The organism is Microbacterium sp. NPDC055910, assembly GCF_042271185.1.
GTDB lineage: Bacteria > Actinomycetota > Actinomycetes > Actinomycetales > Microbacteriaceae > Microbacterium.
In genome coordinates, this window is sequence record NZ_JBHJZS010000027.1 from 14655 (window position 1) to 36185 (window position 21531).

The 21531-nt window shown below is 68.6% G+C and carries 20 protein-coding genes; all 20 read right to left on the minus strand.

From position 1 onward, the window contains the following. Positions 1–4: 4 nt before the first annotated feature. The 20 genes from rplW to ACFC3F_RS11525 all read right to left on the minus strand — a co-directional run bounded on the left by rplW (position 5) and on the right by ACFC3F_RS11525 (position 21530). Positions 5–304 (minus strand): 50S ribosomal protein L23, encoded by a 300-nt coding sequence (gene rplW, locus ACFC3F_RS11430; RefSeq protein WP_376129507.1) that lies wholly within the window; start codon positions 302–304, stop codon positions 5–7. Further along, positions 301–999, minus strand: a complete 699-nt coding sequence (gene rplD / locus ACFC3F_RS11435) for a 50S ribosomal protein L4 (protein ID WP_376129509.1) — start codon at positions 997–999, stop codon at positions 301–303. Before rplD ends, rplW begins: the two co-directional genes overlap by 4 nt. A gap of 4 nt (positions 1000–1003) precedes the next feature. After that, a complete protein-coding gene (rplC, locus tag ACFC3F_RS11440; RefSeq protein ID WP_376129512.1) occupies positions 1004–1663 on the minus strand; it encodes a 50S ribosomal protein L3 in 660 nt (219 codons plus the stop codon). A 7-nt stretch (positions 1664–1670) separates the two neighbouring features. Next, entirely contained in the window at positions 1671–1979 is a 309-nt protein-coding gene (rpsJ, locus tag ACFC3F_RS11445; RefSeq protein ID WP_013584016.1) for a 30S ribosomal protein S10, read from the minus strand. Positions 1980–2419: 440 nt separating this feature from the next. Then, entirely contained in the window at positions 2420–3739 is a 1320-nt protein-coding gene (locus tag ACFC3F_RS11450; protein WP_376129514.1) for a formimidoylglutamate deiminase, read from the minus strand. Between the two features lie 4 nt (positions 3740–3743). After that, entirely contained in the window at positions 3744–4937 is a 1194-nt protein-coding gene (locus ACFC3F_RS11455) for an allantoate amidohydrolase (protein ID WP_376129517.1), read from the minus strand. 62 nt (positions 4938–4999) lie between these two features. Beyond that, complete coding sequence (locus tag ACFC3F_RS11460; RefSeq protein WP_376129519.1) at positions 5000–5851, minus strand: MurR/RpiR family transcriptional regulator; 852 nt, start codon at positions 5849–5851, stop codon at positions 5000–5002. Between the two features lie 73 nt (positions 5852–5924). After that, positions 5925–7541: a M14 family zinc carboxypeptidase gene (locus ACFC3F_RS11465; protein ID WP_376129522.1), complete on the minus strand. Its 1617-nt coding sequence runs from the start codon at positions 7539–7541 to the stop codon at positions 5925–5927. A 190-nt stretch (positions 7542–7731) separates the two neighbouring features. Then, entirely contained in the window at positions 7732–7968 is a 237-nt protein-coding gene (locus tag ACFC3F_RS11470) for a hypothetical protein (protein WP_376129525.1), read from the minus strand. A 45-nt stretch (positions 7969–8013) separates the two neighbouring features. Continuing rightward, entirely contained in the window at positions 8014–8982 is a 969-nt protein-coding gene (locus ACFC3F_RS11475) for a class C sortase (protein WP_376129528.1), read from the minus strand. Positions 8983–9074: 92 nt separating this feature from the next. Then, positions 9075–10562 carry a SpaH/EbpB family LPXTG-anchored major pilin gene (locus ACFC3F_RS11480; RefSeq protein ID WP_376129531.1) on the minus strand — a complete coding sequence of 496 codons (1488 nt, stop codon included), beginning with the start codon at positions 10560–10562 and terminating at the stop codon, positions 9075–9077. A gap of 62 nt (positions 10563–10624) precedes the next feature. Continuing rightward, complete coding sequence (locus ACFC3F_RS11485; RefSeq protein WP_376129533.1) at positions 10625–13276, minus strand: LPXTG cell wall anchor domain-containing protein; 2652 nt, start codon at positions 13274–13276, stop codon at positions 10625–10627. A 324-nt stretch (positions 13277–13600) separates the two neighbouring features. Beyond that, the gene (tuf, locus tag ACFC3F_RS11490) at positions 13601–14794 is read right to left on the minus strand and encodes an elongation factor Tu (RefSeq protein ID WP_376129536.1); all 1194 of its coding nucleotides are present in this window, start codon (positions 14792–14794) and stop codon (positions 13601–13603) included. Between the two features lie 161 nt (positions 14795–14955). Continuing rightward, positions 14956–17070: an elongation factor G gene (gene fusA, locus ACFC3F_RS11495; RefSeq protein WP_376129539.1), complete on the minus strand. Its 2115-nt coding sequence runs from the start codon at positions 17068–17070 to the stop codon at positions 14956–14958. Positions 17071–17175: 105 nt separating this feature from the next. Beyond that, the gene (gene rpsG / locus ACFC3F_RS11500; protein WP_150893261.1) at positions 17176–17646 is read right to left on the minus strand and encodes a 30S ribosomal protein S7; all 471 of its coding nucleotides are present in this window, start codon (positions 17644–17646) and stop codon (positions 17176–17178) included. Positions 17647–17651: 5 nt separating this feature from the next. Then, entirely contained in the window at positions 17652–18020 is a 369-nt protein-coding gene (rpsL, locus tag ACFC3F_RS11505; RefSeq protein ID WP_067194597.1) for a 30S ribosomal protein S12, read from the minus strand. A gap of 284 nt (positions 18021–18304) precedes the next feature. Continuing rightward, entirely contained in the window at positions 18305–18871 is a 567-nt protein-coding gene (locus tag ACFC3F_RS11510; RefSeq protein WP_376129543.1) for a hypothetical protein, read from the minus strand. Next, positions 18868–19491, minus strand: coding sequence for a hypothetical protein (locus ACFC3F_RS11515; RefSeq protein ID WP_376129546.1), 624 nt, complete (start codon positions 19489–19491; stop codon positions 18868–18870). Before ACFC3F_RS11515 ends, ACFC3F_RS11510 begins: the two co-directional genes overlap by 4 nt. After that, complete coding sequence (locus tag ACFC3F_RS11520) at positions 19488–20243, minus strand: hypothetical protein (protein ID WP_376129548.1); 756 nt, start codon at positions 20241–20243, stop codon at positions 19488–19490. Before ACFC3F_RS11520 ends, ACFC3F_RS11515 begins: the two co-directional genes overlap by 4 nt. A 36-nt stretch (positions 20244–20279) precedes the next feature. Beyond that, a complete protein-coding gene (locus ACFC3F_RS11525) occupies positions 20280–21530 on the minus strand; it encodes a hypothetical protein (protein ID WP_376129551.1) in 1251 nt (416 codons plus the stop codon). Position 21531: the final 1 nt, after the last annotated feature.

The window sequence follows — 21531 nt, forward strand, 5'->3', positions numbered from 1 at the left end:
ACCGTCAGCCGACTGCCGTGAAGATGTCGATGGTGCCCGACTTGAGCGTCACGATGGCGCGCTTGGTGTCCTTGCGCTTGCCCGTGCCGAAGCGGGTGCGGCGGGACTTGCCGACGCGGTTGATCGTGTTGACCGCGACGACCTTGACGCCGAAGATCTTCTCGATGGCGAGCTTGATCTCGGTCTTCGTCGAGCGGGGGTCCACGAGGAACGTGTACTTGCCCTCGTCGATGAGCCCGTAGCTCTTCTCGGAGACGACCGGCTTCAGGATGATGTCGCGCGGGTCCTTGTTCACGGTGCTCATGCCGAGACCTCCTCGGTGCTCACGGTGGTGGCGCCGGACTTCGCAGCGGCACTTGTGTCGAGCTTGGTCGAGACAAACGCGTCGAAGGCGGCCTTGGTGAAGACGATGTCGTCCGAGACGATCACGTCGTAGGCGTTCAGCTGGTCGAAGGTCAGCACGTGCACGTATGCGAGGTTGCGCAGGCTGCGGATGCTGAGCTCGTCGTCACGGTCGATGACGATCAGGACGTTCTTGGCCGCGCCGAAGCCGGCGAGGACGGCGGCAGCGGCCTTCGTCGAGGGGGCGCCTTCGATGCCGAAGGACTCCACGACGTGAAGACGCTCGCCGCGGACGCGGTCGCTCAGCGCACCGAGGAGCGCGGCGGCGATCATCTTCTTGGGCGTGCGCTGCGAGTAGTCACGCGGCTGCGGGCCGTGGACGGTGCCACCGCCGCGGTGCTGCGGCATGCGCACCGAACCCTGACGGGCGTTACCGGTGCCCTTCTGCTTGAACGGCTTGCGGCCCGAGCCCGAGACGTCGCCTCGGGTCTTGGTCGCGTGCGTGCCCTGGCGAGCCGCCGCGCGCTGCGCGACGACGACCTGGTGGATCAGCGGGATGTTCGTCTTGACGTCGAAGATCGCGGCGGGCAGCTCCACGGAGCCGGCCTTCTTGCCGTCGGACTTGCGCACGTCGAGCGCGAGAGTCGAGTCAGCCATGAGTTCAGGCACCCTTCACTGCGTTGCGGACGTAGACGATGCGGCCACGCGCGCCGGGGACGGCGCCCTTGACGAGCAGCAGACCCTTCTCGGCGTCGACGGCGTGCACCGTGAGGTTGAGGACGGTCACGCGCTCGCCACCCATACGGCCGGCCATGCGCATGCCCTTGAAGACACGGCTCGGGGTCGACGAGGCGCCGATCGAACCGGGCTTGCGGTGGTTGCGGTGTGCACCGTGAGATGCCGAGACGCCCTTGAAGTTGTGGCGCTTCATGACACCCGCGGTGCCCTTGCCCTTGCTCGTGCCGACGACGTCGACGAGCTGACCGGCTTCGAAGACACCGTCGACCGTGAGCTCCTGACCGAGTGAGTAGTCAGCAGCATCCGCCGTGCGGATCTCGGTGAGGTGGCGACGCGGCGTCACGCCGGCGGCCTCGAAGTGGGCGGTCTGCGGCTTATTGACCTTGCGGGGGTCGATCTGGCCGTAGGCGATCTGGACGGCCTTGTAGCCGTCCTTCTCGGGCGTGCGCACCTGGGTGACGACGTTCGGTGCCACCTCGATGACGGTGACGGGAACGACCTTGCCGTTCTCGTCCCAAACCTGGGTCATGCCGAGCTTCGTGCCCAGCAGGCCCTTGGAAACCTTAGAGTTGATATCAGCCATGTCGACCTCAGAGCTTGATCTCGATGTTGACGTCGGCCGGGAGGTCGAGACGCATCAGCGAGTCGACGGCCTTGGGCGTCGGGTCGATGATGTCGATGAGGCGCTTGTGGGTGCGCATCTCGAAGTGCTCGCGGCTGTCCTTGTACTTGTGGGGCGACCGGATGACGCACACGACGTTCTTCTCGGTCGGAAGGGGCACGGGGCCCACGACGGTCGCGCCCGCACGGGTCACGGTGTCGACGATCTTGCGGGCCGACGAATCGAGGCCGGCGTGGTCGTACGACTTCAGGCGAATGCGGATCTTCTGTCCCGCCATTGTCTGCTCACTCTCTATCCGCGTCTTACCGGCCCGGGGACCCCGGGGGCATTGGACGCACTGCGGCGCTTGCACGCCCTGGCACTGGTGCACCACTGTTCTCGTGTCAAACCGGCGGCCTGCGCCTCCGGCTCCCTCCCCGACCGCACGCATACGTGCAGTTCGATCTCCGGGCATCCCGGTGCTCGAACCTGTCGAGGGAGTGGATTGGTGTTCTGCTGCCCGCGGCCTAGGACTCTGCGCTCTCGCGCCGCCTATGCACTGCCCTGGCAGTGATCCGACCTGCACAGCGAAGGCACGTCGGAATGTGGAACCTCACTAGTGTACGTGCAGCCCGGGCGTGTCGCAAACTCGGGCGTGTCGCGACAACAGGTGCCCGGCGCCCCGGTTCCCACGGCCCCCGAGTACCGTTCCGCGCGGGCGGGAAGTGGCATCCCTGCTCAGTGGAAGACCTCGTCCACGACAGCCGCCAGCATCTCATCGACGTCACCGAGACGGTGCCGCCCGTTCGCGACGACGGGCCGGCCCGCGACGACGACGTCGCGCACGTCGGATGCCGCGGCGCTCAGCCAGACCTGATCCGGCAGAGCCCCCGCGGTGCGCACGCTCCGCGTGTCGATCGTCACGAGATCGCACACCGCGCCGCGCTCGATCCGGCCGCCGTTCCAGCCCAGTGACGCGTAGCCGTTCGCGCCGCCGATGCGCTGCAGCTGCGACGGCGAGAAGTTGCTGCGTCTGCCCGAGGCGAGCCGCTCGTGGCCCTCGAGGGCGCGCAGCTCGTCGAAGGGATCGACGATGACGTGCTGGTCGCTGCCGATCGCGAGCCTGACCCCCGCCTCCACGAGCACGCGTGCGGGGCCGATGCCGTCGGCGAGGTCGCGCTCGGTGGTCGGACAGAAGCAGACCGTGCTCCCGCTCGACGCGAGCGCCTGCACATCCTCGTCGGTGAGGTGGGTCGCGTGGACGGCGGTGAAGGCGGGACCCAGGAGACCGGCTTCTTCGAGAGCCCGCACGGGCGTGCAGCCGTACGCCGCGCGCGCCTGCTGGTTCTCCCGGGGCTGCTCGGAGACATGCGCGTGCACGGGGCGCTGCTGCAACCGGGCGGCGATCCGTCCGAGTCCGCGCACATCCACGGCGCGGACGGAGTGGATCGCTGCGCCGATCTGCACGAGCGGACCCGCCGACAGCCCGTCATGTCGCGCGAACCATCCCTCGACGTCGCGGTCCGAGAACCGGCGCTGCGCCGGCTCCAGCGGCACGGAACGGCCGTCCTCGTCGAGTCCTCCGCGCAAGTACATGGTGTCCAGGAGCGTGAGGCGGATCCCGGCATCCCGCGCGGCCTCGATGAGGGCGTGCCCCATCGCGTTGACGACGTCGTGCGGGCGCCCGTCGGGCCGATGGTGCACGTAGTGGAACTCGCCCACCACGGTGTAGCCGGCGAGCACCATCTCCGCGTAGACGGCCGTCGCCGTCCGCCGGTAGAGGTCGACATCCAGTCGCGTGACGGCGTGGTACATGAGCGTCCGCCAGCTCCAGAAGTCGCCGGCGTCGTGACTGAGGCGCCCCCGCAGGACGCGGTGGAACGCATGGGAGTGCGCGTTGGCGAACCCCGGCACGGTCAGACCGCGCAGCTGCGCATCCCCCTCGCGGGGGGATTCCTCCACGACGTGGTCGACGATGATGCCGTCCCGCTCGATCAGTCGCACGCCGGCGACGACGTCGTCGCCGATGGCCGCGTGCTCGAGCCAGAAGGTGCCCATCGTCTCAGGCGGCGCGCGCGGTCATGAGCGAACGCAGAGCCTGCACCGCGATCGCCGCGTCGGAGTCGTCCACGTGTTCTTCGGGCGAATGGGAGACACCCGTGACATTGCGCACGAGGATCATCGCCGTGGGGATGCCGGCGAGCGCGAGGACCCCCGCGTCGTGGCCCGCACCGGACGGCAGCCGGGGCAGCGCCCGCCCCACCGCGGCGTCGATCGTCTCCGCCACCCCCGGATCGAAGAAGACGACGGGCGTCCAGCTCTCTTCCACGACGGGCTCCCCCATGCGGTGCTGGATGCTGCGGGTGAGGGCGCGCACGCGCTCCGCATCCGCGCCCCGGGCGTCGATCCACAGCCGCGCACGCGACGCGATGGCGTTGACCGCGCCGGGCTCGACGTCGACGCGCCCCACCGTGGCGAGCACGCCGAGCTCCTCTGCCGCCGACCGGACGGCCAGGATGCCCTGCGCCATCTTGAGCACCGGGTCGGTGCGCGCGTCGAGCGGTGTCGTTCCCGCGTGATTGGCCACACCCGCGAGATCCATGCGCCAGCGGCCGTGGGGCCAGATCGCCGTGGCGATGCCGAGCGGCTGTCCGAGCGATGCGAGACCGGCGCCCCGCTCCGACTCCACGGGCATATGACCCTGCTCGACATGGACCTCCACGAATTCGCCGATCCTGGCGAGGAGGGCGTGGTCGGCTCCGATGTGCTCCGGCGTGTGCCCGTTCCTGCCGAGCACCTCGGCGAGCGTCGTCCCGTCGGCGTCCGAAAGTCGCAGCGCACGGTCGGCCGTGAGCGATCCGGTCATCAGGCGCGAGCCGAGGCATGCCGTTCCGAACCGTGAGCCCTCTTCGTCCGAGAACGCGACGACGGCGATCGGACGCCGCGGACGGATGCCGGAGGCCATCAGCTCGCCGACGGCGGCGAACGCCGCCGCGACACCGAGGGGGCCGTCCCACAGGCCACCTTCGGGAACGCTGTCGAGATGCGACCCGCACACGAAGGCCTTTCCGGGGAGGTGCGCATCCCACCACGCCCAGAGGTTTCCGTTGCGGTCGACGTCGACGTCGAGCCCGAGATCGCCCGCACGGCCGACGAACCACTCGCGTGCCGCGAGCTCGGATGGACCCCACGCGAATCTGTTGTAGCCGCCGGTCGCGCCGTTGCGGCCGAGCGGTGAGAGGTCGGAGAGCAGCACGCTGGTCCTTTCGTTTGGATGGAGCACGTAGATGGACGTCGGCGACGACGACGTGGGACGCGTCACGGCCCCATGAACACCCGCCGGGCGACGACGGACTCCTCGAAGGACTCCAGGCGGTGCTGAGTCGACTCCGGGCTGACCTCGACGATCGCCTCGAGCAACGACATGCACAGCATCGTCGGCACGACGTGGGAGTCGAACACGAGCTGATTGCCCACGGGTGCGACAAGTCGATCGTCGGCCAACTCGGTGAGGGCCGTGTACGGCGAGTCGGTGATCGCGAGCACACGGAGCCCGATGGATTTCGCGAAGCGCGCGACCTCGACGATCTCAGCCGGATAGCGCGGCAGCGCCAGCAGGATCGCCCACGTGGCGCCGGACATGCGGGCCTGTTCCAGCGAGTCCTGCGTCGCACTGTCGAAATGCGTGAAGACGCGGACGTCCGCGAGGACGATCGCCGCGAAGTATCCGAGCGTCTGCGCGAGTCCCGAGGACGCGCGCAGACCCACGACGACGAGGGGTCCGGAATCCACGAGTCGACCGGCGATCGCGCGGAGCGGCTCGGGGTTCGCGAGATCGTCGCGCAGTTTCAGGAGGTTGCGGACTTCGGCGCTCGCCGCGCGCTGGTAGATGTTGAGGTCTTCGCCGGCACCGGAGGCGGGCTCGGACGATGCCGTGCCGGCGCTGCGGCGCAGGAACTGCGAGAACTCCTGGAAGCTGCCGAAGCCGAGCGTCCGCACGAATCTGCTCACCGACGGCTGGCTGACATCCGCGAGGGCGGCGAGTTCGCTCGCGCTGCGGTAGGCGGCGTCGGTCCGGTCCGACATGATCCGGTGCGCGATGCGCCGCTGGATGGGAGTGAGTCGCCTGTCCTCGATGAGCGCCGCGAGCGCGTCGGCCGGTTTCGTCATCTTCCTCCCCCTTGATCGAGGCGGACGTGCCCCGGCCGTTGCCGGGACACGTCCGCCTCACTTCCCACCGCGATCAGTCCGCCGGATAGGCCGCATAGGACGCCTTCGCGACATTGACGGTGATCTCGCCGTTCATCTCGACGGTCGAGACGACCGTCGCCTCCCCGGCCGGGACCGCGTTCAGGCGCGAGTTGACCGAGACGGCGACCGTCGTGCCGGGCGCGACGTTCGTGAACGTCTTGCTCCCGTATGCGGTGGTGACCTTGATGTCGGCAGGCACCCGCGCGAAGTTCGTCGCCGACACCGACAGGTAGACCTTGCCGCCGAGCGCACGCGCCGTGGTCTCCGCGGTCACGGGGTCGGGTGCGCACTCGGCCATCTCGACCTCGGCGATCTGGCCCAGGTCGACGTTCACCTCGACGGTCTGCGTCGCACCGTCCGGAGTGGTGCAGGTCAGCAGCCACGGCTCATCCGTGACGAAGGCCTCTTCGGCCGGAAGCTGCGAGACGTCGCGCACTCCTTCGGCCGTGTAGGCACCGGCCGGCCGCACCGACGGGTTGACCGCCCAGGTGAAGGAGCCGTCCGCGTTCGTGACGACCATCTCGCTCGTGAGCGACTGCTCGAAGCTCACGGGGGCGACCGTGCCGTCGGGCTGTGCGTGGGGTCGCGTGTACATGGGGAACGCCTTGCTCAACTCGAGCGTCGTCCCGGGTACCGCGACGCCGGTGATCCTCGAGTGCTGAGCCGGGTTGGCGGTCTCGCGCAGCGCGACGATCACGGCGTTCTTGAACGTCGGGTAGTAGTCGCCGACCTCGAGCTTGTAGTTGTGACGGCTGTTGTTCACGCCGGGGTGGCACGTCTCGGTCGTCACCGACAGGGCGCGGGTCGCGTAGTACGTCCAGTCGATCGCCTCGCCGTTGGTCTCGTAGTCCCATCCGGACGGAAGGGCCGTGTAGGTCGGGCCGAGGGCAGCGGCCATCTCGGCCGCGAGCGCGTGCAGACGGTCGTTGTCCTGGGTCAGGCCGGCGGCCTTGAGCAGGGGCGGGTAGAGCACGACCTGGATGCACGTGTGCTGCGTGTTGAACACCGTCGCCTGCCGCGTCGACATCAGCCACTGGATGTTGCGCGTCTCGGGCTCGGACCACGCCGCCGTGCCGTTGCCGGAGCCGCGGGCCGACGGGATCCAGCCGTAGCCGTAGTTGCGGTTCATGTCGATGCCGGTCTGCGTCGCGCGGGTGTGCGCTTCGAAGCCGTCCGGGTTCACGAGCGGAACGATGACGACGCGCGTCGAGTCCAGAAGGTCCGCGTACTCGGGAGAGTCGGCGTTGGTGAGCAGATCCCACGCGAACTCCCATGTGAGCTCCGTGCTCGTCCACTCGTTGCCGTGGTGGGTGCCGACCTGGACGAAGACCGGCTTGCCGTCGGGGACGTCGACGTCACGCGTGATCTCGAGTCCCCAGATCGGGGTGCCCTTCGACGATGGCTCCGGCAGCTCGACGACGCGAGCGAGATCCGGGTAGGTCGCCACGAGGTGGTCGCGCTCCGCGACGTACTCGGCGACAGTGGTCTTGTAGTCGTCGTTCCCGCTCGGAACGTCTGCGAGCGCAGGTGTGGCCCCGACGGCGAGAAGACTCACCGCGAGCGCGAACACCCCCGCGACACCAGCGCTCCGTCTGATGTGGTTCGGCATTGCTCTCCCATTGCATTCGTCACTTCGCTGTGCCGCGGGCCGAACGACGGAACGACGTCATTCAGTTCCATTCATTGACCTGGGGCTTGAATGGCGCCAATCTAGGGGAGGGCCACAGGACGCACAAGCCCCTCTCTCCGGCAGGCTTCGGGAAGCCGCACCGGGAGTCGAGTGCGCGTGGCGCTCTGCGTCAGACTCCGCCGGCGTCCTTGCCGTCGTTGCCGATCATGCCGTCGAGCTTGTCGCGAACGCCGTCGACGTGCTGGTCGACGCTGTCCGGTGCGACCTTCTTGACGAAGTCTGCGGCGGCGCCGAGGGCGTTGTCGCTGACTTCTTCGGCCTTGTCGCTCTTCAGCGCGTCGCCGATCTTGTCCTTGTTCTGGTCGAGGAACTGCTTGCCCTGGTTGACGAGGTCATCGATGCCCATGCGCGGTCTCCTTCGAAGTGCTCGACGGGCCGGTGCCCGTCGAACTCATTGTGACGCGGATCCCCCGCCGTCGGAAGGTGCGGCGACGCGCGCTTCGGTCGGTGTCGCAGCGGCGCGGCGCGGCCGTGACATGACCCAGACGTAGGTGGAACCGGCGATGACGACGCCGCCGAAGACGAGTGCCCACCACGGGAATCCCGGCACTGAGGGATGCTGCCCCGCAGCCTCGATGTCGGCCAAGGGCGTCGGCAGGATGCGTTCGGCGGTGAGAAGGATGCGGTGACTGTTGATGCCGAGCGGCGTGCACGTCACGAGCGTGACGAGGTCCTCGCCGCGCGTCGGATACAGGGTCTCGGTCTGGTCGGGCTGCACGACCTTCTTGTCGCGCACCTGATAGGTCAGGACCTCGCCGAAGACCTCGATCGTGAAGGTGTCGCCGAGTTCGACCTCGTCGAGCCTCGTGAAGAGCTCGGCACCGGCGAGACCACGATGCCCCGTCAGGATGGAGTGCGAGTCAGTCCCGCCGACGGGGAGTGCGGTGCCCGCGAGGTGCCCGATCCCCCGCTCCAGGGTGTCGTCGCTCGTGCCGTGATAGATCGGCAGATCGAGGTCGATGACGGGGATCTTGATGCGCGCCATGAGCCCTTCCGCGTCGGCGCGGAGGAGCCGGTCGTAGTCGTCGGCGGCGGTGCCGCCTTCGGCCTGCGGCTTGCGCTCACCGGCGGCGACGACGGACGTGCCGTCGACGAGGGCGCTGTTGTAGGCGAGAGCATCCTGGATCGCCTGGTGACGCGACTCGGCGTTGAGATCGCGGACGGTGTTCGAGTAGCCGTCGATCCGCTGCGTCTGCTGGTACTGCGTGAGCCAGGCCGCGGCGCTCGGGTAGAGGAAGACCGCGACACCCAGGATGAAGCCCAGGGCGATGATGGCCGGCACCCAGGGAAACCTCCGCCGGGATCGGCGGTTCGAGCGGTCGCGCAGCGCGGGCGGGCGCGGATCGGCGGTGAGAGTCATGGCTGCTTCCGGTCACGTGAGACGACAGCGGCGGGGGACGCGATATCCCCCGCCGCTGCCTGGGTTCATCGCCGGGCGACGAACCCGGCGTATCAGGCCTGGGCCTTCTGGCGACGTGCCACGAGGACGGCCGCACCGGCTGCGACCGCGACGAGCGCGATTCCGCCGACGCCGAACCACAGGGCGCCGTCACCACCGGTCAGCGGCAGCTCCCACGCGGGAACCTGCTCGTTCTCGACCTCGACGTAGTTGACCGTCGTGGTGGTCGCACCGGCCACGATCGTGACCTCGCGCGGCGTCGCGTCGAGCACGTAGCCCGCGGGCGCCGCCGTCTCGACGAGCCAGTAGGTGCCCGGGCGCAGAGCCGGGATGCTCAGCAGGCCCTCGGCGTCGCTCGTCCACTCCGACTCGCCGGCGACCGTGACCGGCTGGGTCAGGTCGGCGTCGCGGTAGAGCGCGAAGGTCGCGCCCTCGAGCGCCTGCTGGGCGCCGCCCGCGGTCACGGCGTACTTGAACACACCGAGCTGACCCACGGTCGTGGTCGTGCTGGTCTCGTTCTCACCGTCGTTGACGACGCTCACGGCGTCGTTCGTCAGGATGCCGTCGGCCGGCACGGAAAGGACACGCGTGAGGACCGTGAAGGTCACCTGGCCGCCCTGGGCGGACGTCTCGAGCGCAGCGCGGCCGGACTCGGTGAACGTGACCGTCAGCGTGTCGCCCGCTGCGGGGCTCGGAGTGATCGTGAAGTCCGTGCCCGCCGTCAGCGACACAGCGGCACCGGACGCGTCGGTCACGACGACCGTCGTGGGCTGGACACCCAGGTCGCCGGCCTCGGCGTCGGTGACGAACGCGAGCTGCGCGGAGTCGACGACGTCGCTCACCGTGAACGTGTCGAACGACTCGTCCGCGCCGAGGACGGGGACGTCGGCCTTGATCGCCCAGCGAACCAGGTCGCCGTGGGCGAGCTCACCCTCGGTCGGGGCGACGACGTCCTTCTCGAGGCCGGTGACGGCGTTCTTCGGGTAGACGTGGACGTCGTAGATCCACTCGTTCGGGTTCTGCGCGTCCGGGCCCGTCGGGAACGGGATCGTGACGAGGAACGGCGCGGCCACGCCGGTGATCGTCGACGGGGTGTTCGCGGTCGCGGTCTCGGTGACGAGGTAGAGCGCGTAGGGCAGAGTCGCGGTCGCGACGCCACCACCGGACGTCGTGACGCTTCCGGCCGCGGTGAGGCCCGCGGCGGTCGCAGCGGCGATGGGGTCGGCTGCGTCGGCGATCGCCTGGACGTCGTTCCACCCGGCCGCGGTCAGCAGCGAACCGGTCTGGACGCGCTGGATCGTGAAGGTCACGTCGTCGAGGCCCTCACCCGTGAAGCCGGGGATGGCCTGACCCGTGCCCGGGTCGAGCGGGCTGTCGACGGCGCGCTCGTACTTGTGGATCGTCAGCGTTCCCTGCGTGCCGGTGATGTTTCCGACGCCGTTGTCTGCAGCCGCCGGCGCCGAGATGGCGACCGCGCCGGTCAGACCGAGCGCAAGCGCGACCGCCCCTGCGGCGAGTCGTTTGGTGATGGATGTACTCATGTTTCCTTTTTCTCCCCCAGTTGTGTACTGCGTGGTGTGGCCGTTGATCCTGCTCGGCCGGGTCATGATGCGCTCTTCGCGCGTCGGGTCGCGTGCCAGACTCCGAGTCCCGCGAGGGCTGCCATGATGGCGGCGCCCAGCATCAGGAACATGTCGGCCGACGTGCCACCCGTGAGAGGAAGCACGACCGCCGGAATCCGGTCGTTGACGAAGCGGTAGGTGGCGTGCTCGCCGGGTGCGATCGTGATCGCGGCGGCGTCGACGTCGGTCCAGTCGGCGTCCACGGCCGGGTCGCCGCCCGGCGTGAGTCGCTGCAGCGCCAGGTTTCGGTAGGCGATCGTCGCGGAATCGGTCGACTCGGCGAGCGTGTACGCGTGATCGGGGCGGACCTCGAACGTGTCGGCATCCGCGATGGACGCTGTGCCGCGAGTGGCGACCGGCTCGAGCGCGGGGCCGGCGGCGGGTGTGGCGGTCAGCGTGAAGTCGGCCGGGTCGAGCTGCGATCCGTCGACGACGTGCTTGAGGATGGTGAGGCGCGCCGTGGCGTTCGTGATCGTGCAGGTGACCTGGTCGCCTGCCTCGCGGATCGTGACGGTGTCGCCGTCGACGGCGACGAGGACATCGTCCTGATCGAGACAGGTCCACTCCCCGTGTCGCACGTACGTCGCCACCGGGTCGTCCTCGGACAGCGCGTACGGGACGCCGGCCGTCACAGCGGCCGTCGCGGCGTCCGTTCCGGAGCTCCCGCTCGGCCCCGGGAGCGCACCCGACGGCGCGAGCGCCTGCGCCGTGAGCGTCCAGGTGGCGGGATCGGCGTCGCCCTCGACCTTCTTGACCAGTGTCAGCGAGGTCGGCTTGAGCTTGTTGACGTAGGCGCACTGGACCGTCGAGCCGGGTGCGACATCGCCGATCGCCTGGGCGGCTTCACTCGTCAGCGTGATGGTCGAGGATGCGCCCGACGGTGCAGTGACGGTGCACTGGCCGCTCACGAACTCGTGGCCGGCCTGCTGCGTCTCGGACACCGACAACGTCGCGCGCGCCGCGCTCGAGCCGTAGCGGAGGGTCCAGGATGCCGCGCCTGCGGCATTCGTCGTGCCTTCGGGGGTGTTGCCCGCGACCTTCGTCACGGTGCCGCCCGTCGCCGTCGCGGACAGACCCATCGTCCAGCCGGCACCCGGCCGCGGGTTCTCGCCGCGGTCGTCGAGGACCGTCTTGGTGATGGTCACGGGCGTCACCAGCGGAGCGTTGGTGAACACGCACGCCACGCTCGCGCCGTTGACGCTCGGGATCCTGATCGTGCCCGAGGCCCCCTGGCCGGATGCCACGACGGCGCCGTCGCGCGTGCAGGTCCAACTCGACGCGTAGTCGGTCGCCGAGCCCGAGGCCATCGTCTCGGCGATGCGGTACTCCGCCCCGGCGACGACCGGGATCGGACCAATCTGCTCGGATTGGATGCCCGTGCTGGTGCCGACGGTCGTCGCGGTCGCCACGACCGTGTTGCCGGAGCCGACCTCGAGCCGGAACTGGTCGGTGGGAGCGGCGCGGCCGACGACGTTCTTCTGCACCGTGAGGTTGGCGGGCGAGTTGCAGCCTGCGAGGTCCGTGCTGCTGCTCAGCGATGTCGTGACGCGCTGCAGACGCTGCCACGTGGTCGGGTTGTAGCGCTCGATCGTCGTGCCGTTACCGAGGTAGATCGTGCCGTCCGCCTCGAAGGCGATGCCGTTGACGGCCGAGATCCGGATGCCGTCCGATGCGTTCGTCTGCGACCGCGTGAGCAGTCCGCCCTGAGCAGCGGCGAGAGTCGCCGCCGTGACCGAGAAGATGTTCGTCGTGCCGGAGTCATCGCTGCGGACGACGTAGAGGTTGCCCGAGGAGTCGAAGGCCATGTCGCCGTTCTGCTGCCCGGTCGTGGCGCCGGTCCAGAAGTAGCCGAGCGTGCGATACGCCGTCGCGGGGTCCGCCGCATAGCGGACCGGGTCGAACTCGTAGAGCATGAAGCGGTACTCGTTGCGGAAGTACGGCATGCCGCGGTACTCCGAATCGAACCCGCCGATGAGGAAGCGGCCGTTGGCGAGGTTCACGGCACCGGCCACCAGCGACGTGCTGTTGCCGGTCGTGAGCCCCGTGTTCGGCAGCGTCTCCCAGACTCCGGTGGCCTGCGTGTAACGCAGGACGTTGAGGACGTCGGCGGCGTTGTTGTTCGCCGACCGGTTGATGGCGTACATGACGCTGCCGTTCGGGCCGATCGCGAGGCTGTTGACCCCCGTGAAGCTCCCCGGCCAGCTGCCGAAGGTGGTGACGGCGGCGGTGTTGTTCCCGCTGCCGTTGACGATCTGACGGACGGTGCCGGAGCTCGAGACCGAGTACACGTAGTTCGACTGGCACATCGGCATCGGTCCCGCAGCGAACGTGCTCACCGCGCCGGACGCGCCCGTCTTCGCGGCCGCGGCCTCGGGGGCGACCGCTTCGAGGTCGGTCTCGGGGACCACGGCGTCGTCCGTCGACTCGGCGATCGCCGCCTCGTCCGCCGCAATGGCGATGCCGGCGTCATCGGCGGGCGGCGCAGCCTCGGGCTGGGCCGCACCGGTGTCGGCGACCTCGAGGTCGGTGACAGTCGCGACCACCGGAGCCTGCTCGGGATCGAGCGTCGTCGCGATGGCCGGCGTGAAGCCGCCCGCGACCGTTCCCGCGACGACGACCGCCGCGAGGATCATGGCCGTCGTGTGGCGCGCGCGTCGATTGATCCGCGATCGCGTACGTCGCTGACGGCGCGTTGGAACCTCGTTGTGCATGCTGCTCCCCAAAAGCGCGTTGCACGGGAAGCAGGCCAAGACTCGATCCCACCCCCACGGTGGACGAGCTCTACTCCCCAGTGATGACCCTTCGACATCGTGCGGCGCCGGCCCCCCGGATCCGCGTCGACGAGACACTGACGATGACACTAGGACATCGAAGCGCAAACGCCAAATCGAGCGCCGGCGGGGATGCGAAAGGCCCCTCGGACCGGAGTCCGAGGGGCCTTTTACGGTGCTGCGACGTTACTTCAGGATCTTCGTGACCGTGCCGGCGCCGACGGTGCGGCCACCCTCACGGATCGCGAAGCCGAGGCCCTCTTCCATGGCGATCGGCTGGATCAGCTCGACCGACATGTCGGTGGTGTCGCCGGGCATGACCATCTCGGTGCCCTCGGGCAGCGTGATGACGCCGGTGACGTCCGTGGTGCGGAAGTAGAACTGGGGGCGGTAGTTCGTGAAGAACGGGTTGTGGCGGCCGCCCTCGTCCTTGGCGAGGATGTACGCCGTGCCCTCGAAGTTCGTGTGCGGGGTGACCGAACCGGGCTTCACGACGACCTGGCCGCGCTCGACGTCGTCACGCTTGGTGCCGCGCAGGAGCAGACCGCAGTTCTCGCCGGCCCAGGCCTCGTCGAGCTGCTTGTGGAACATCTCGATACCCGTGACGATCGTCTTCTGCGTCGGACGCAGACCGACGATCTCGACCTCGGAGTTGATCGCGAGCGTGCCACGCTCGGCGCGGCCGGTGACGACCGTTCCACGACCGGTGATCGTGAAGACGTCCTCGACGGGCATGAGGAAGGGCTTGTCGCGGTCACGCACCGGGTCGGGCACGTTCTCGTCGACGGCTTCCATGAGCTCGACGATCGACTGCGACCACTTCTCGTCGCCCTCGAGCGCCTTGAGCGCCGAGACGCGGATGACCGGCGCGTTGTCGCCGTCGAAGTCCTGGCTCGAGAGCAGCTCGCGGACCTCGAGCTCGACGAGCTCCAGGATCTCTTCGTCGTCGACGGCGTCGGACTTGTTCAGCGCGACGAGCAGGTACGGCACGCCGACCTGCTTGGCCAGCAGCACGTGCTCACGCGTCTGCGCCATGGGGCCGTCGGTCGCGGCGACCACGAGGATCGCGCCGTCCATCTGGGCGGCACCGGTGATCATGTTCTTGATGTAGTCGGCGTGACCGGGCGCATCGACGTGCGCGTAGTGACGCTTCGGGGTCTCGTACTCGATGTGCGAGATGTTGATCGTGATGCCACGCTGACGCTCTTCGGGAGCCGAGTCGATGGTGGCGAAGTCACGCTGCACGTTGGTGGCCGACGGGTACTTGTCAGCGAGCACCTTAGAGATCGCGGCCGACAGCGTGGTCTTGCCGTGGTCGACGTGCCCGATCGTTCCGATGTTGACGTGCGGCTTGGTCCGCTCGAACTTGGCCTTGGCCACTGGGTCCTCCTCAGGACGTTCATGTAGAGCGTCCGGGCACTGGTTTGCGACCGGTTCTCTACGGGGATGGTGATCAGTCTAATGACTGGTTCGATATGAAGTTGTGCGGATGCCGACCCGGCCCTTCGACGAGCTCAGGGACCGGGGCGGCATCCGTAGGGTTATTCGCCCTTGGTCTTCTGGACGATCTCGTCCATGACGTTGCGCGGAACCTCGGCGTAGCTGTCGAACTCCATCGAGTAGACGGCGCGGCCCGACGTCTTCGAACGCAGGTCGCCGATGTAGCCGAACATCTCGGACAGCGGCACCTGAGCGCGCACGACCTTGACGCCCGCGGCATCCTCCATCGACTGGATCTGGCCACGACGCGAGTTCAGGTCGCCGATGACGTCGCCCATGTACTCCTCGGGCGTGCGCACCTCGACGGCCATGATCGGCTCGAGGATGACGGGGTTCGCCTTGCGGATGGCCTCCTTGAAGCCCATCGACCCGGCGATCTTGAACGCCATCTCGGACGAGTCGACGTCGTGCGCGGCACCGTCCATGAGGGTCGCCTTGACGCCGACCATCGGGTAGCCCGCGAGCACGCCGACATTCATCGCGTCCTGGAAGCCCGCGTCGACCGAGGGGATGTACTCGCGCGGGATGCGGCCACCGGTGACCTTGTTCGCGAACTCGTACGTCTTCTCGGCCGTGACCTCGAGCGGCTCGATCGCGAACTGGATCTTGGCGAACTGGCCCGAGCCACCCGTCTGCTTCTTGTGGGTGTAGTCGTGACGCTCGACGGTCTTGCGGATCGTCTCGCGGTAGGCCACCTGCGGCTTGCCGACGTTGGCCTCGACCTTGAACTCCCGCTTCATGCGGTCGACCAGGATGTCCAGGTGCAGCTCGCCCATTCCCTTGATGACGGTCTGGCCGGTCTCGGCGTTCTGCTCGACGCGGAACGTCGGGTCCTCCTCAGCGAGCTTCTGGATCGCCAGACCCAGCTTCTCCTGGTCCGCCTTCGTCTTCGGCTCGATCGCGACCTCGAGCACGGGCTCGGGGAACGTCATCGACTCGAGGACGACCGGGTTCGCGGCATCCGAGAGCGTGTCACCGGTCGTCGTGTCCTTCAGACCGATGACGGCGTAGATGTGGCCTGCCGTGACGGAGTCGACCGGCATCTCCTTGTTGGCGTGCATCTGGAAGATCTTTCCGATGCGCTCCTTCTTGCCCTTGGTCGAGTTCACGACCGCGGCGCCGGAGTCGATCGCACCCGAGTACACGCGGATGTACGTGAGGCGGCCGAAGAAGGGGTGCACGGCGATCTTGAAGGCCAGCGCCGCGAACGGCTCGTCTTTGTTCGCGTGGCGCTCGATGACGATCTCTTCGTCCTTGGGGTCGTGCGCCTCGATGGCGGGCACGTCCAGGGGCGAGGGGAGGTAGTCCACGACGGCGTCGAGCATGGGCTGCACGCCGCGGTTCTTGAACGCCGAGCCGCACAGCACGGGGTAGATGTCGCCGGCGACGGTGAGCTTGCGGATCGCGCCCTTGATCTCGGCGAGCGTGAGCTCTTCGCCGCCGAAGTACTTCTCGAGCAGCGCGTCGTCGGTCTCGGCGACGGTCTCGAGCAGCTTCTGACGGTACTCGGCGGCCTTGTCAGCGAGGTCGGCGGGGATCTCCTGGACCTCGTACTTGGCGCCCATCGTCACGTCGCCCTTGGCGTCGCCGGGCCACACGAGCGCGCGCATCTCGACGAGGTCGACGACCCCGAGGAAGTCGCTCTCGGCGCCGATCGGCAGCTGCAGCACGAGGGGCTTCGCCTTGAGGCGGTTGATGATCGTGTCGACCGTGAAGTAGAAGTCGGCGCCCAGCTTGTCCATCTTGTTGACGAAGCAGATGCGCGGAACGTCGTACTTGTCGGCCTGACGCCACACGGTCTCGGACTGGGGCTCGACGCCCTCCTTGCCGTCGAAGACGGCGACGGCGCCGTCGAGCACGCGCAACGACCGCTCGACCTCGACCGTGAAGTCGACGTGGCCGGGGGTGTCGATGATGTTGATCTGGTTCTTGTTCCAGAAGCAGGTGACGGCGGCGGAGGTGATCGTGATGCCACGCTCCTGCTCCTGCTCCATCCAGTCGGTGGTCGCACCGCCGTCGTGCGTCTCACCCATCTTGTGGTTGACGCCCGTGTAGAACAGGATGCGCTCGGTCGTCGTCGTCTTGCCGGCATCGATGTGCGCCATGATGCCGATGTTGCGGACCTTGTTCAGGTCGGTGAGCACTTCTTGTGCCACGGGGTGTCCTTATCTTGTGGAGCGGTCGGGTTGTGTCGTGGAGTCCGACCCTTCGACGGGCTCGGAGCCGAACGGGTTGCGTCCGGCCCCGAGCCTGTCGAGGGTTTACCAGCGGTAGTGCGCGAACGCCCGGTTCGACTCGGCCATCTTGTGGGTGTCTTCGCGGCGCTTGACCGCGGCACCCAGGCCGTTCGAGGCGTCGAGAATCTCGTTCTGCAGACGCTCGGTCATCGTCTTCTCACGACGACCCTTCGCGTAGCTGACGAGCCAGCGCAGGGCGAGCGTGTTGGCACGGTGAGGCTTGACCTCGACCGGCACCTGGTAGGTCGAGCCGCCGACGCGACGCGACTTGACCTCGAGGGTCGGGCGGACGTTGTCGAGCGCCTTCTTGAGCGTCGCGACGGCGTCCTGGCTGTTCTTCGCCTCGACGCCGCGGAGGGCGTCGTAGACGATCGACTCGGCGAGCGACTTCTTGCCGTCGACGAGGATCTTGTTCACCAGCTGCGTGACGATCGGTGCACCGTAGACCGGATCGTTGACGACGGGGCGCTTCGGGGCGGGTCCCTTGCGAGGCATCTAACTCAACCCTTCTTCGCGCCGTAGCGGCTGCGAGCCTGCTTACGGTTCTTGACGGCCTGGGTGTCCAGGGCGCCGCGGACGATCTTGTAGCGCACGCCGGGAAGGTCCTTCACACGACCGCCGCGCACGAGCACGAGCGAGTGCTCCTGCAGGTTGTGGCCCTCGCCGGGGATGTAGGCGGTGACCTCGGTCCCGTTGCGGAGCTTGACACGGGCGACCTTGCGCATCGCCGAGTTCGGCTTCTTGGGGGTCGTGGTGTACACGCGGGTGCAGACACCCGCCTGCTGCGGGTTCGCCTTCAGCGCGGGAGCCTTGGTCTTCGAGACCTTCGGCGTCCGCCCCTTGCGAACCAACTGCTGAATGGTTGGCACGTTCTCTCCTTGTTGTGCTGCACGGTGACAGCGTCGTGGTCTCAACCCGCGGCATCCGGATCTTTCGATTCGTGACGCTGCGGACTCACGCGGACCCACCGCGCGCCAGAATGGTCTGACGCGAGTCGTTGGTGGATATGCCGTGGGGGCGACCTGTTCGCAGGTCGGTCCCTGAGATGCGGCACGTCACCCGCCGCCATCCGCGCCGAGGCACAGTGGACGGCGCGCAATGCGCACACCCGATCAATGATACGCGGGATGCCGGGGCTCGGCAAACACCGATCTCAGTCGGCGTCCACCTCGATGCGGAAGGACTCGACGAGGTCGCGCAGGCGTGCGTCGACGAGCCCCACGAGGGTGGTCGTGGTCGCCCGGCTGAGGATCCGCACCCCCACCGTCTCGCCGGCGACGAAGGCACCGATCCCGGCGCGGGGATTGCGGTCGTCGCCCGCCGCGATGAACCGCGCGATGACGCCCTCGCCGAGCTTCGGCGCCGAGACCGCATCGACCACGGGCGGCAGAGCGAGCGGCACGGCACCCACGAGCGTTTCGAGCTGCGCGTCGGGGTCGCTCAGGGGCGGCCCGACCTCGACCTCGAAGGTGACGGCCATCGGCGCCGGCATCGGCGCGAACTGCAGCCCGAACAGCGCCGTGCTCGACAGGGCACGCTGCGCATCCCGCGCGAGGCCCAGGACCGTGCGCACCTCCTCGGGTGCGGCATCCGGCTTCGACTCCGTGTAGCGCTCGGTGACGTCGGCTTCCCACTCCGCGATGCCCGCAAACCGGCTCGTGGGGAACCCCGTGGGGATGTGCAGCCAGAATCGCTGCTCGGCCTCGTAGACGAGCCTCACGTCGTGTGCCAGACGAGGGTCGAGACGATGGCGTCGGTGAGGTCGAACATCGACCGCACGAACGGCGTCTCGAGGTCGACCGTGTCATCGGCGGGCGCGGCGACGACGGCGGTGAACTGCAGCGCGACGGTGCGCTGCGCACCGGGGACGGGCGTGAGGTACGCCGTCGACAGCTGCTGGACGTACCCCGCACCGAGCCCCAGGGTCGAGCGGGACTGCCACCGGACGAAGCGCTTGTCGTCGTAGAGCGCCACCGCGCCCTTCGTGCGGATGAGGTCGGTCACGACGGCATCGAGCGTCGAACCGGCCGGAGGGCGCCGCAGACTCGCCGTGATCGACAGCGGCAGGACGACGTCGTCGCTCCAGGAATCGGTCTGGATGTAGAAGCGCAGCGTCTCGGCGGAGCGCATCCCCGCGAAGGCTCGCCCCGTATAGGCGCGCAGCTGTGCCGCGAGATCGGGGCGGTGCGCCTGCCGGGCACGCTCGATCGCCTTGTCGAGCAGCTCGGTCTGCGCGGCGTCGGTGGGCGCGAACTCGTCCCACCCGCTGGGCACCACGACGGCGAATTCGGGGATCGGCGGTGCCGGCTCACCGCGCAGTTCTGCGCGCAGATCGCTCACGATTGTGCTCCTTCGACGGTCGGTCGGTGCTCGCGCAGCGCGAAGGCGCGCGTGAGCAGCAGCGGCTGAGTGTGGGCGGCCAGCCGGGCATCTCGCGCATCGACGACACCCGCCCCTTCGAGCACGACGAGCGCCGCGGCGAGATCGCCTTTGACGGCCTCGCGCCGCTCGACGGGGAGGGCCCGATGGATGCGTCGAGCGCGCTCGAGCGCGCTCGGGGCGGGGTGCGGTCCGTGCCGGCGCCCGCGGATCGTCACGACGACGCCGGTCACGGCGCCGGCGAGAGCCATGAGCACGAAGATCGCGAACCAGATGCCGCTCGCGGGCACCCAGGGCGCGATGAACAGGAACAGCCCCGCCGTCACGGCGGCGAGCGCGGCGCCGGCGAATGAGAGCAGCGCCGCCGAGGCCGAGACGTCGGCTCCCGGGCGGAGCCACCAGAGCCACCGCGACACGATGTAGACGATGCCGCCGACACCGGCGACGATCGCGGCGGGTGCGGGATCACCATCGAGGCGGATGGGCACGACGACGAGCCCGAAAGCCACGATGGGCCAGAACTCGACGATCGCGCGGAGCGCGTCGAGCCAGGCTCGCGCGGGGTCACGCGGTGCACGCCGCCACTCCTCCTGCGACTGCGCGAGCAGCGCCTGCACATCGGCAGACCCCGCGTAGGCGGCGTTCTCGAGACCGGACCAGGAGAAGTCGGCGCGGCCGGCGACGACGTCTTCGGCGTAGGTGCGCGCAGTCATCGTCGGATCCTCTCCGTGACACCGAGCACGGCGCGCTCACGCGTCGACGAGCTCAGTCTCCCACGTCTCGATGTTGTCGGCGTGCCGCCGGCCATCCGTCCGGGCCTGCGACTGCTGCACGACGTCGACGCCCTGCAGCACGATCCCCGCCGGGGTGTTGATGACCCATCCGTAGTGGCCGAAGACGGTGCCCGCGATACCCCAGCCGCCGCCCTTGCCCGTCGCGAACAGTGCTTCGGCGGCGTCGCCGAACCCCATCAGTCGCGCAGCGATGTCATCGATCGCGTTCGCGCCGCCGAAGGCCGATGTCAGGCGGGGGAAGAACCCGGACGCACTGCTCCACCCCGTGCCGATGTTCCGGAAGGCCGTTCCGATCGCCGTGCGGCCCGCCGACGTGCCCCATCCGCCGATCATGTCGTCGAGGAAGGCGACGACCCCGGCTTTGCCGTTCGCGAACTTCGCGATCGACCCGAAGGGGATCACCCCGATGATGGCGAGAGCGAGGTCCCACCCGGTGGCGGTGCCTCGAGCGGCCTTGAAGATCGTCGCGGCGAGCGTGGCCAGTGCCACGAGCGTGCCGAGCAGCGCGATGATCGGCCCGCCGACGACGAACGCGAGCACGGCGAGCACGACGCCCGCCCATTGCAGCACGACGAGGATGCCGTCCACCGCCGCCGCGATGTTGTCGTGCCACGCATCGCTGATGCCGCCCTCGGTGGCGTCGCCGATCGAATCGGCGGCCTGATCGAAGGCCGCCTCCCACGTGTCGTACTCGGTGTCGAAAGCCTGCGCGTCGGTGACGAAGGCGTTGCGCGCACAGCCGACGGCCGTCCGCGCCGAGGCGATGTCCTCCTGCCGCTGCAGCTGCTCGGGCGTCGGATCCTCAGGCATCGGCAGGGGAAGCAGTCCCGGAAAGGGGTCGAGCCTGCTGAGCTCCTGCTCCTTCGCCTGCAGAGTGCTCCACGATGCGGTGCAGTTCGTGACCGCCGTGGAGATGCTCTGCTGGCTCGCGCGCAGCTGGATGGCGTACACGACCAGCGCATCGCCCGTGGGGGTGTACCGCTCCCCCGCCAGTCGCAGCTCCTGGTGGATGTCGCCGACGACCTCGCGGATCTTCTCGATCGAAAGGCCCTCCTGACCGTCGGCGCCGCCCGCGATCGCCTCGAGGACGCCCGCCGATCCGATCATCTGATCGCCCAGGCTCTTGACGTCCTTGCCGCGGGCCTCGATGCCGTCGGCGTCACCGGTGAGCACCTCGATGACCCGTCGTTTCGGAGTCAGATCCATG